We start from the raw sequence: 11,404 nt of genomic DNA, 5'->3' as shown, positions 1-11,404 counted from the left end.
CCAGAAAGCTGGCCAGGATCGCTTGGGGCGTCTTCAAGAGCGGCCGGGACTTTGACCCGGCCATGCTGAAAGTGGGTCAAGCCTGCTTCCAGCAGGCTTGACCACGAACATAGGATCTCGGCTCTACTGTAGAGCCGAGCCATGCTCGGCCTACCGTAAGAAAGAGGCGGAGCCGGCCGATAAGCCGGGTTCTGTCGTGGACAGTCATTCCTCTAGGCGTTACGTCACCGCAACGCTCAAGCAACCTACCCGGATCCAACGCGGGCCGCGCCAAAGGATCCCTATTTGGTCTTGCTCCAGGTGGGGTTTGCCGTGCCGGTCTGTTGCCAGACTCGCGGTGCGCTCTTACCGCACCATTTCACCCTTACCGGCCTTCCGAAGAAGACGTAGGCGGTATCTTTCTGTTGCACTTTCCGTCGGCTTGCGCCGCCCAGGCGTTACCTGGCACCTTGCCCTATGGAGCCCGGACTTTCCTCGGCACCCCCGAAGGGATGACGCGACTGTCTGGCCGACTCCGCCAGCGCGCATTCTAGCGTACGCACGCCTTTCCTGCCGTGCCGATCGCGGCGTCTGGTTCATCCGTCCACGCGTGGCGCGGATCTACCGATGCCGCTGCCCTGGTGGGTGCGGATTCCGCTCTGGTGGGTGCGGACCTTGGTCCGCACGATCCATCAACTGCCGTACAACGCCTTGCGCGGTGCGCCGGTCAGTTCCGCGGCCAGCTTCGCGGCGGTCGACGGCGGCAGATGCTCGCCCAGCTTGGCGTAGACGCGGCGGCCATGCGCCAGCTGCGCTTCCTCATCGTCGCCGGCGCCCTGCACCATCACCACGAACTCGCCCTTGCGCTGGTTCTCGTCAGCTTCCACCTTCGCCAACAGGCCGGCCAAGTCACCGTCGAGCACGGTCTCGAACAGCTTGGTCAGCTCGCGGGCCAGCACCGCCGGGCGCTCGCCGCCGAAGATCGCCGCCATGTCGGCCAGCGACTCGGCGATACGGTGCGAGGATTCGTAGAACACCATCGTGCGCACTTCGCCGGCCAGCGCCTGCAGGCGGTCGCGGCGGCCGCTGGCCTTGGCCGGCAGGAAACCCTCGAAGCTGAAACGGTCGCTGGGCAGGCCGGCCACGCTCAGCGCGGCGATGGCGGCGCAGGCACCGGGCACCGGGCTGACCTTGATACCCGCCGCGCGCGCGGCACGCACCAGGCGGAAACCGGGGTCACTGACCAGCGGGGTACCGGCATCGCTGACCAGCGCCAGCGACTCGCCGGCCTGCAATCGCGAAACCAGGCGCTGCGCCAGGGCCTCTTCATTGTGTTCGTGCAGGGCCACCAACGGTTGCTGGATGCCGAAATGGGACAGCAGCTGGCCGCTGCGGCGGGTGTCTTCGGCACAGATGGCCGCCACCGAACGCAGCACCTCCTGCGCGCGCGGGCTCAGATCGGCCAGGTTGCCGATCGGGGTGGCGACGACGTACAGGGTTGGCACACTCATTTCAGCGGTACTCACGGGGCAAGGGTAGAATCGTAGCGTGTACCCGGCCAAGGCCGCTGCCCTCATCGCATGGACCCGATCATGAACAAGCCCGCCGCACGGATCTCCGCCCTGTCGTTGTCGCTGATGCTGCTGGCCGGCTGTGCCACCACCAGCCTGACCAGCGCGCCCGAATCGCCGGCCCAGAGCCAGGCGCTGGCGCTGATCGAACAAGGCAAACCGCGCGACGCCGCCCTGCAGCTGGAAGCGCTGGCCGCAACCCTGAAAGGTGGCGCCCGCAGCAACGCCCTGGCCGATGCCGCCTGGGCCTGGCACCTGGCCGGCGACAGTGCCCGCGCGCGCAGCCTGCTTGGCCAGCTCACCGCCCGCCAGCTGTCCGGCGCCAGCCTGCAGCGCTACCAGCTGACCGGCGCCGAGCTGGCACTGGCCGACAAGCAGCCGGCGCAGGCCCTGGTCCTGCTGAAGGAACAGGGCGACAACGTCTTCCCCGCGCTGCGCACGCGCTGGCACGTAGCCCGCGCCAACGCGCTGCAGGGCACCGGCGATGCCTTCGGTGCCGCCACCGAGCGCGCCCGCGCCCACGCCAGCCTGACCGGCAGCGCGCGCAGCGAGAACCAGGCCGCCATCGCCGGTCTGCTCGGTACGCTTGACGATGCCACCCTGCGCAGCCGTGCCGCTGCCCTGCCGGCCAACGACCCGCTGTACAACTTCGCCGGCCGCGCACTGATCGCGCGCGGCCTGCCGCTGCCGCGCCCGTTCGACCGCGATGGCGCCGCCCAGTTCGACACCAGCAAGCGCCCGCCGGCGATGAGCGACGGTTACCGCCCGCCGGCCAAGCTGGCCGTGCTGCTGCCGCTCAGCGGCCGCCTGGCCACTGCCGCACAGCCGGTGCGCGATGGCCTGTTGAGCGCCTACTACGGTGAAAGCCGCCGCCGCCCGGACATCAACTTCTTCGACACCGCCGGCACCCCGGCCGGCGCCCTGGCCGCCTATGACAAGGCCGTCGCCTCCGGTGCCGACTTCGTAGTCGGTCCGCTGGGCCGCGACGAAGTGGACGCGGTGTACGGCCGCCAGCAGCTGCAGGTGCCGGTGCTGGCCCTGAACCGTGGCAAGGACGCGCCGCCGGCCGGCAGCGCCGGCTTCTCGCTGGCACCGGAAGACGACGGCATCGTCGCTGCCGAATATCTGCGCGGCCGCGAGCGCGGCAAGGCGTTGGTGATCAACAGCGCCGACGATACCGGCCGCCGTGCCGCCGCCGCCTTCGCCCAGCGCTTCGCGCAGCGCGGTGGCCAGGTGGTGGCCACCGTCGGCGTCAGCGACGCGGTTGGCGATGTCGGTGCGCAGGTGCGCAATGCCGGCCAGGTCGATGCCGTGTTCCTCGCCGTGCGCGCGCCGCAGGCCCGCCTGCTGGCGCCGCAGCTGGCGCTGGCCGGTGCCGGTGGCGCCACCCGCGTTGGCACTTCGCAGCTGACCGTCGGCAGCGGCAAGGTGGAAGAAGACGTGGCGCTGGACGGCATCGTCTACCCGAACGAAGCCTGGAACGTGCGCAGCGTGTCCGGCCTGCCCTCCGCCAGCCAGGTCGCCAGCACCCTGCCCAGCGCACGCGGTGCGGCCGGCCGCCTGTTCGCCTTCGGTGCCGACGCCTGGAAGATCACCGCCTACCTGGACAAGCTGTCCAACGAAGGCGGCCTGGACGGTGCCACCGGCACCCTGTTCCTGGACAGCAATGGCAACATCCTGCGCCAGCCGGCCTGGTCGACCTTCAATGGCGGCCGGCCGATGCCGATCGTCGGTGGTCGCTGAGCGCAGCCAACGTGGCTCGGCGGTGGAAGCCGCCGCCGAGCAGCATCTGCGACAGGCAGGACTGCGGCCGCGTGCGCGCAACGTGCGTTATCGCGGCGGTGAACTGGACCTGGTGATGGACGATGCCGGCACCGTGGTGTTCGTCGAAGTACGCTATCGCGCCCGCCAGGATTTCGGTGGCGGCGCCGCTTCAGTGGATGCGCGCAAATGCCGGCGCCTCGCGCACGCCGCGCAACTGTACCTGCAGGACAACCCGGCGCTGGCCAATGCACCCTGCCGTTTTGATGTGGTCGACGCCACGGGTGAGCCGCCGCAGCTGCGGTGGTTGCGTGATGCGTTCCGGCTGGATGATTGCTGATGGCTACCGTCCGCTTTGGTAGAGGCCGACCTTGGTCGGCGCTTCTGTGCCAACCAAGGTTGGCACCTACCAGCGCGCAGCCTGGCCGGCACTACCACGGTGCGTGACTGATGCCTTCGATCATCACCCATGCCGCTGTGCCGTTGGCGCTGTGGTGCGCCGCGGATCGTGGCCGCATTCCTGCGTGGTTGCTCGCTGCGGGTGTGGTCGCGGCGATGCTGCCCGATGCCGATGTACTGGCCTTTGCCCTGCACATTCCCTATGCCGATGCGTTCGGCCATCGTGGCGCCAGTCATTCACTGCTGTTTGCCGGCGTGCTGGCTGCATTGGCCGCGGTGTTGGCGTTCTTTGGTAGCGACCGACCATGGTCGGCGCAGCACAGCTCCGGTAGTCGCCGACCTTGGTCGGCGTTTCTGTGCCAACCAAGGTTGGCATCTACCGTACAAGCCGCTGTATTCGTCTTCGTCTGCGCCGCCAGCCATCCGCTGCTGGATGCGATGACCTCCGGTGGCCTCGGCGTTGCCCTCGCCTGGCCGTGGAGCGAACAACGCTTCTTCGCACCGTGGCGACCGATCCGCGTGTCACCGTTCGCGCCACAGTTCTTCAGCGCGCGCGGCATCGCCACCCTGCTCTCTGAACTGCGCTGGGTCTGGCTGCCGCTGGCCGGCGCCGTTGTTGCCTGGAAACTGATCCAACCCGCCCCTGCTGTCCCGCGAGATCCATCATGAGTACTGTCCTGCCCGCCGCGTTGGTTGCCGAACTGTCCGCCCTGCTGGGTGCCGATGGCTGGCGCATGGATGACAACGCGCTGGAGGCGAACGCGCAGGACAACTCGTGGCGCCACCAGCGCCCTGCCGCCGTCGCGCTGCCCGCCAGCATCGAACAGGTGCAGGCGCTGGTGCGTGCCTGCCGTGCGCATGGCGTGGCACTGGTCGCGCGCGGCGCGGGCACCGGCACCACCGGCGCGGCCGTGCCGTTGCCGGACAGCATCGTGCTGTCGTTCACCCGCATGGACCGCATCGTGGCGATCCGCGCCGGTGATCGCTGCGCGGTGGTGCAGCCGGGCGTGCTCAATGGCGCCCTGCAGCAGGCGCTCGCCCCGCATGGCCTGTTCTGGGCGCCGGACCCGTCCAGCGCGGAGATCTGCAGCGTGGGTGGCAACCTGGCCTGCAATGCCGGTGGCCCACGCGCGGTGAAGTACGGCACCAGCCGCGACAACGTGCTGGGTCTGGTGGCGGTGACCGGCACCGGCGAGGTGATCCGCTGCGGTGGTGCCTACACCAAGGATTCCACCGGCTACGACCTCACCCACCTGCTGGTGGGCAGCGAAGGCACGCTGGCGCTGATCGTGGAAGCCACCCTCAAGCTCACCCCGCTGCCGGTCAGCCAGGCCGGACTGCGCGTGCTGTACCGCGACGCCGATGCGGCCGCCGCCGCAGTGTCACGCCTGATGTCGCAGCCGGTGGTACCCACGCGCCTGGAATTCATGGACGCGCGCAGCCTTGAGCTGCTGCGTCTCAACGGTGCGGACGTGCCGGAGGCCGGTGCGATGCTGCTGGTGGAAGCCGATGGTGACCACGACACCCTGCCCTATCTGCTGCAGGCACTGGCCAGCGCCGCTGAAGGCGACGGCATGATCGAACTGGACGTGGCGATGGAAGGCCGTGCACGCGACCAGCTGTGGGCCGCGCGCAAGGCACTGTCGCCGGCACTGCGCACCGTCGCGCCCGGCAAGATCAATGAAGACGTGGTGGTGCCGGTGTCGCGCATTCCAGAGCTTGTGGCTGGCGTGCAGGCATTGGCGCGTGACTACAGACTCACCATCGTCACCTTCGGCCATGCCGGCAACGGCAACCTGCACGTCAACATCCTCTACCATCCGGAGGATGCCGACGAAAACGCGCGCGCGCATGCCGCGCTGCCGAAGATCTTCGAGCTGACCCTGGCACTGGGCGGCACGCTGTCGGGCGAGCACGGCATTGGCCTGGCCAAGCGCGATTTCATGGCGCAGGCATTCAGCCCGGCCACGCTGGCGACGATGCGCGCGATCAAGACCGCGCTGGACCCGGATGGGATTCTCAACCCGGGCAAGGTGCTGCCGCCGGTGTAGACCGCGCGCACTCCTGTAGCGCCGAGCCATGCTCGGCTCACCGCGCGCAGCGCGGACTTCCCGCCTGCGGAACGAAGAGCAGCCGAGCGTGGGCTCGGCTCTACAAAGGCTTGTCGTTCGCAATATCGATCAGGGTCTGCCGGAAACTGGGCAGCAGCACGCGATTACCGTGCCCACTCAGATGATCGTTGTCGAAGAACAACGGTCCGCCCTCTTCCACGGCCGAACAGGTCTGCGGCCCACACAGCAGCGGCAGTGGATCCCACACCGTCAGCGATGGATAGCGCGCTGCCAGTTCGGACAGCAACGCCATCCGCGGCGCTCGCAGCCTCTCCAGATCAGCGCGCGGCATGCTCAGGCCCCCGGCACAAGCCGGGTTGCGGCGGTTGAACCAGTCCGAACAGCGGTACGCACCGGCCTTGAACAACGGCAGTGGTGCATCCAAAACCACATGCACGCCCAGCTTCTGCAGACGTCCAAGAACACGATCAGCCTCATCACGCGCGGCCTGCGCATTGGTCGGGGTGCGCTCGGCAAGCAGTTGACGATAGATTTCCTGTGCATCCTGCCGCTGCCAGTCGAATCCACGCAGCTCCGGCATGCGCAATGCCGCCAGCACCACGATGTCACCCGGGCGCGCCTCGCGCTCGATGGTCGACAACGCGTCCTCAATGAAGCCCTGGCAGTCGTACGGGCTGGCCCGCAGCAGGTTGACGAAGCTGCAGCCGCCGCGATCCTGCTGGCGCACCTCCATGCCGGTCTGGCGCGCGACCATGCTGGTCATGGTGCGATACGCCGCCGCGTGCGAATCCCCCACCACGAACAGCCGCCGCCCTTCGAGCGCCGGCGCGCTCACCGGCTCCAGCGGACGCCATGCCGGGTAGCGCCGCGCCTGCCATGCATAGCCGTCACGGGTAACGCTCAGCGAGACCTGCTCGTGGTACTCCACGGTGGCCCAGGCACCCGCGCCACACAGCGCCACCACCGGCAACGCCATCGCCAGCACCTTGGTCGGTGCCAGCCGCAGCACGGGCGCTGCACGGCGCAGCGGACGTTCGATGAAGTGGTAGGACGCAGCGGATACCGCCAGCAACAGCACCGGGTACAGCCACAGTGCCGCTCCCTGCAGACCGTAGGTCCAGCGCAGCAGCACCAGCAACGGCCAATGCCACAGGTACAGCGAATAGGACAAGCGCCCCAGGTAGGCGAGCGGTGCGCAGCCCAGCGCGCGGGCGATGCGCGATGACCCCGCTGTCGACACGCTCGCCAACAACAGCAGGGTACCGGCCACGGTCGCCAGCACACCCGGCACCGGCATCGCCAGCTGCGGGGCGATCAGCGCACCTGCGGCCAGCAGCGCCAGACCGACCACTGCGACCATGTCAGCGTTCTGGCCCGGCGTGCGCGTGCGCATCCACTGGTACAGCAGCGCGCCTGCAGCCAGCTCCCAGAACCGCGCAGGCAGCAGGTAGAACGCTGCCGCTGGTGCCGATTGCGCCTGCCAACCTGCCCACGCCAGCGACAGCGCGGTGAGCACCGGCAACAGCCAACGCGACCACGGCCAGCGCTCACGCCCGCGCAGCCAGACGAAGAACAGCAGCGGGAAGACCAGGTAGAACTGCTCCTCCACACCCAGCGTCCACGTGTGCAGGAACGGGTTGAGTTCGGCGCCGGGTGAGAAATAGTCGTCCTGCTGCCCAGCCAGCACGATGTTGCTGAAGCCGACCAGCGCGGCCCAGCCGGTCTGGTCGAACTGCTCGTTGCGCCACGCGCGGGGAATGAACAGCGCCGACAGCACGAAGGTGGCCATCAGCATTACCAGCAGCGTCGGCAACAGGCGCAGCACGCGTCGACGGTAGAAGTCGAGCAGCAGTGCGCCGAGTGATGCGTTGGTGCGCGACGCCAACGACTGGCTGATCACGAAGCCGGACACCACGAAGAACAGGTCCACGCCGGTGAAGCCACCGGGCAACCATGCCGCATTGGTGTGGAACAGGATGACGGCCAGCACCGCCAATGCGCGCAGGCCGTCAATGGCCGCATTGTGGGAACGTTCGGGAGGGGACATGCGGGTGACCGGCAGCGAGCGATCCGGCAGCATCGCCACCGTTTGCGCAGTCATTCAATGGACGATCGCGACAGGGCAGGTGTGTGTTTAGGTTCGATGCAGCCTGTGGGCCACTGCAGGGCCGAGCCCTGCTCGGCTGCCCTTCGTCCACATCGCGTTGAGCCGAGCATGGGCTCGGCTCTACAGCAGCAGCGGGGTCAGAGCCCATTGCCCAGGCAATGGGATCCGACCCCGCTGCACGCCCGCTTACCAGGCCTTGCGCAGGCCCAGCTGGCCGCCCACGTTGCGGTAACCGTGGTCGCCGCGCTGCACGGTCAGGCCACCCCACGCACCCCAGCGCTGGCCCAGCTTCAGCTCGGCACCGGCCTGCACCTCGTAACGGTTGCGTGGCACGTCCGCGCCCAGCGTGTCACCGTTGAACTGCAACGTGCTGGCGCCGCTGCCACGCAGCCAGTTCACGCCCAGGTACGGCTGCACGGCATTGTCGGCTGCAGTGCCATGGCCAAACACACGCACGCCCAGGCGCCCGCTCAGGCCACCGGCATCGGCGTGGTCGATCACCGTGCCGTTGCTCTCCACGTGGCGATCGGCGCGGAAATCGACATGGCTCAGCTGCAGTTGCGGCTGCACGTACAGCGCGCTGGCGCTGCCCTGCCACACGTTGAAGGTGTAGCCGGTCTCCAGCGACACACTGGCCATGCGCGAATCGTAGTGCTCCGGCGCCAGGCCGATGCCCTGCACCCGGTTATCGAAGCGGCCGTACTGCAGGTTCGCATCCATGTACGCGCCCTGCGTGCCGTCAGCCGCCTGCAACCAGGTGCCGTACACACCCACCGCGCTGCCACGCACCCGCCCCTTGGCGCTGTAGCCGGTCAGATCGGACACTGCACTGCTGTCAGCACGCCCCGTGCCCAACATCACGCCGAACGCTGCATTGCCTCGGCGAACCACGTCACTGCCGATCTGCAGCACCGAGGTGTTGCCGTCGATCGACAGTTGACCGCCGACCGCACTGAAGTCCGCCTGATGCCGGCCCACGCGCGCCCACGCGGCACGGCCTTCATCCAGCGAAAGGGCACCGATGCGGTCGTTCAGACGATGGGAAAACATGTTGATGGCTGCCGATTGGTTAGCGAGGTACGCCCCGGCCTCGGGACGCAGGACCGGCACCGGGTCCACCGGATCGATGGGGTCAACCGGATCAACCGGGTCCACCACACAGCCAGGCGCGGCCGGATTGTCCTTGCAGACATCGAACCATTGCGAACGCAGATACCAGTTGCCATCGGTGGGATCTGTCACGCCCCCCTTGAACAGGAAGTACTCATAGGAGCCGCCCACGGCGCGGCCAGCCAGCGCATAGGTCGCCAGCGATGCACCATCCACTTCGATCAGCTGGATGCCATCGGTGGTCTGAGCGCCAACGCCGCCAATGTTCTTCACCGCAATGCTTGCATCGCCCGAAGTATCGCCACGCACATGCAGGCGATCAAGGGCGCTGTCGTCACCGCCCAAGGCACCCTGGAACAGGAACGTCGCGCCCTCGCTGTGCAGATCACCGTCCACGGTGAGCGTGTTGAATCGGCCACTGCCGTCGGACAGCGCCACACCACTGTTCAGTACGCTCAGTTCGCCCACCGTGGCATCACCGGTCAGTGTCCACTGGCTGCCGCTCTCTATCGCCATCGTCCGCACCAGACCCGACGAACCCTGCCAGAGCGATCCATCCGCCAGTCGCACATGCACGTCCGACTGTGGCGGCAGGCCTGCGTCCTCGTCTTCCGGGGTGATGACAATGTCGCCCTCCATCTGCGAGCGGCCCTCCAGCACCACATCGAAGCGTCCAGCCACTGCTGCATCCAGTGCCAGCGCAATGCCGTTGCCGCCCGATACTAACGCGCCATTGGACAGCGTCAGGCCCGCATCGCGGCTGCTGCGCAGCCACACACCGCCATGCTGGGCGCTCACCAGCGAACCGCCATCGATACGCATCCGCCCGTTGTCATTGATCACCGCCGCCCACGCGCCCTCGCCCTCGGTGCGCACGTGGGTGTTGCTCAGCGTCATTTCGCCGGTGCCGCCAGACAGCACACCGTGTGAGTTGATGCCGGTGGTGCGCACTACACTGTCGGCCAGATGCACGGTGCCACCCAGGCGCGCGATCGCACCGATAGCGCCATCGCCTTCGGTCAGAATGTCGCTGCCGCTTACCTCGGCCAATGGCCGTTGCCCAGGCCCACCTTGCACATACAGCCCATGCCCATTGAGGCCGAGTGTGCGCAACTGGCTGGCACCGATCTGCGTGGTACCCGCGTACAACGCAACCGCCTGCCAACGGTCGCCCTCGGCGGTGATCTGCGAACGCTCGATGTCGAGCTTGCCTTCATTCATCAGACGCACGGCGACCCCATCGCGCGCGGTGATGACCGATCCTTCCACGCTGGCCTTGCCATCACGTTCATTGATGTCGATGCCGATGCTCTCGCTGACCAGCTGGCTGTTGCGCAGGGTCAGCTCAGAACCTTCGGTCATGTTGATACCGAAATGTCCGGACAGATCAACACCGTCCAGCAGCAGCGTACCTCCTCCTCCCGTGGCGAAACTAACTGCGCTGGCGTACTCACCGCGCGCGTGGATGGCGCCGCCATGGACTTCGACGTCGCCTTCCACATCCAACCCGATGCCGGACCGCTCATGACCCAGATCAATCTGCAGATCTTCGAACACCGCCTTGCTGCCCATCGCCACCAGCGCACCGTTCGCGCCCGCGCCACTGGCACTGATCTGGACGTTGCGCAGTACCGCGTCCGAACCCATGGCAATCCACAGCGCGTGGCCCGCGCCGTTCTGTTCGATGCGCAGGTTCTCAGCCGTCACGGTACTGCCCTGCATATGGATGCCATTGGCATCGCCGTTGATCTGCAGATGGCTGTCGCGCAGCGCAAGGTCGCCATTGCTCACCTGCACGCCGTGGCTGCCGGCGCCATGAGTGACGATGCCGACCCCGGTTGCGGACACGCTGGCCCGGGACGCCACGATGCCCACTGACGACCGCCCGAGGGTCTCGATCTGGGTGCCGCTCAGTTCTACCCGGCCGCCGTCCACCACCGATACACCTGCAGCACTGCTGCCCAGCGTAGTGATGGTGCCCCCGTCCATACGGATCAGACTCCCCGCACCCTGCGCCCTCGCCGCAGCCGCACCATTGCCTTCCGTGCGCAGATTGACCTCACCGGCGGGAAGAATGCTGCCGCCATTGAGCGCATGGAAGGCATAACCCGCGGTACTGCCCGCGTCCACCGGCTCGGTGGTGCTGTAATCACCGGCTGCGGGCGTCTGCTCATCGCCGTCGGCAACCACCTGCTGCGCCAGTACCGGCGCTGTTGTGGAAAGTACGGTGGCCAGCGCCAGGGCGAGGGTACAGCGGCGCGGAAGCGGAAAGTGCATGGCAAGGCTCCGGGAAAAGTGCCGGATATGCTCGGGACGTCACACCCCCGGGGCTATCGTATTCGTTGCGTTCGGCCACAGGTGCGACCGTAGGTCGCAGCTGCTTGGAACGTGCCTGAACCGCTCCC

7 protein-coding genes, 1 other RNA gene and 1 pseudogene are annotated in these 11,404 nt (G+C 67.6%); 5 read left to right on the top strand and 4 right to left on the bottom strand.

Annotated elements, in window-relative coordinates; translation table 11 throughout:
- Window positions 1-101 (top strand): annotated as a pseudogene (locus VG543_RS18055) (IS110 family transposase); the annotation flags it as partial.
- 63 nt (window positions 102-164) lie between these two features.
- Here VG543_RS18055 and rnpB read toward each other — a convergent pair.
- Window positions 165-516: RNase P RNA component class A (gene rnpB, locus VG543_RS18050), an RNA gene on the bottom strand.
- Between the two features lie 155 nt (window positions 517-671).
- Entirely contained in the window at window positions 672-1,490 is an 819-nt protein-coding gene (rsmI, locus tag VG543_RS18045; protein ID WP_312543531.1) for a 16S rRNA (cytidine(1402)-2'-O)-methyltransferase, read from the bottom strand.
- Window positions 1,491-1,571: 81 nt separating this feature from the next.
- Here rsmI and VG543_RS18040 point away from each other — a divergent pair, with 81 nt between their 5' ends.
- The 4 genes from VG543_RS18040 (at window position 1,572) to VG543_RS18025 (ending at window position 5,761) form a co-directional block, all read left to right on the top strand.
- Window positions 1,572-3,293: a penicillin-binding protein activator gene (locus VG543_RS18040; RefSeq protein ID WP_423178900.1), complete on the top strand. Its 1,722-nt coding sequence runs from the start codon at window positions 1,572-1,574 to the stop codon at window positions 3,291-3,293.
- Complete coding sequence (locus VG543_RS18035; RefSeq protein WP_329846555.1) at window positions 3,283-3,651, top strand: YraN family protein; 369 nt, start codon at window positions 3,283-3,285, stop codon at window positions 3,649-3,651. The genes VG543_RS18040 and VG543_RS18035 overlap by 11 nt, the downstream gene beginning before the upstream one ends.
- A 110-nt stretch (window positions 3,652-3,761) precedes the next feature.
- Window positions 3,762-4,379, top strand: a complete 618-nt coding sequence (locus VG543_RS18030; RefSeq protein ID WP_423178901.1) for a metal-dependent hydrolase — start codon at window positions 3,762-3,764, stop codon at window positions 4,377-4,379.
- Complete coding sequence (locus VG543_RS18025; RefSeq protein WP_423178902.1) at window positions 4,376-5,761, top strand: FAD-binding oxidoreductase; 1,386 nt, start codon at window positions 4,376-4,378, stop codon at window positions 5,759-5,761. Before VG543_RS18030 ends, VG543_RS18025 begins: the two co-directional genes overlap by 4 nt.
- Before the next feature lie 100 nt (window positions 5,762-5,861).
- On the opposite strand, the gene VG543_RS18020 is transcribed toward VG543_RS18025, so the two are convergent.
- Entirely contained in the window at window positions 5,862-7,883 is a 2,022-nt protein-coding gene (locus tag VG543_RS18020; protein WP_423178903.1) for an acyltransferase family protein, read from the bottom strand.
- A gap of 192 nt (window positions 7,884-8,075) precedes the next feature.
- Window positions 8,076-11,276, bottom strand: a complete 3,201-nt coding sequence (locus tag VG543_RS18015) for an autotransporter outer membrane beta-barrel domain-containing protein (protein ID WP_423178904.1) — start codon at window positions 11,274-11,276, stop codon at window positions 8,076-8,078.
- Window positions 11,277-11,404: the final 128 nt, after the last annotated feature.

Source organism: Stenotrophomonas sp. CASM101 (assembly GCF_049384845.1).
Lineage (GTDB): Bacteria > Pseudomonadota > Gammaproteobacteria > Xanthomonadales > Xanthomonadaceae > Stenotrophomonas > Stenotrophomonas hibiscicola.
Note: the sequence above shows the minus strand (reverse complement) of the source record. Positions and strands in the feature narration are given on the sequence as shown.

Coding starts and splice junctions, on each gene's coding strand:
- VG543_RS18025 (WP_423178902.1), top strand. CDS start 4,376: ATGAGTACTGTCCTGCCCGCCGCGTTGGTTGCCGAACTGTCCGCCCTG.
- VG543_RS18020 (WP_423178903.1), bottom strand. CDS start 7,883: ATGACTGCGCAAACGGTGGCGATGCTGCCGGATCGCTCGCTGCCGGTC.
- VG543_RS18015 (WP_423178904.1), bottom strand. CDS start 11,276: ATGCACTTTCCGCTTCCGCGCCGCTGTACCCTCGCCCTGGCGCTGGCC.
- rsmI (WP_312543531.1), bottom strand. CDS start 1,490: ATGAGTGTGCCAACCCTGTACGTCGTCGCCACCCCGATCGGCAACCTG.
- VG543_RS18030 (WP_423178901.1), top strand. CDS start 3,762: ATGCCTTCGATCATCACCCATGCCGCTGTGCCGTTGGCGCTGTGGTGC.
- VG543_RS18040 (WP_423178900.1), top strand. CDS start 1,572: ATGAACAAGCCCGCCGCACGGATCTCCGCCCTGTCGTTGTCGCTGATG.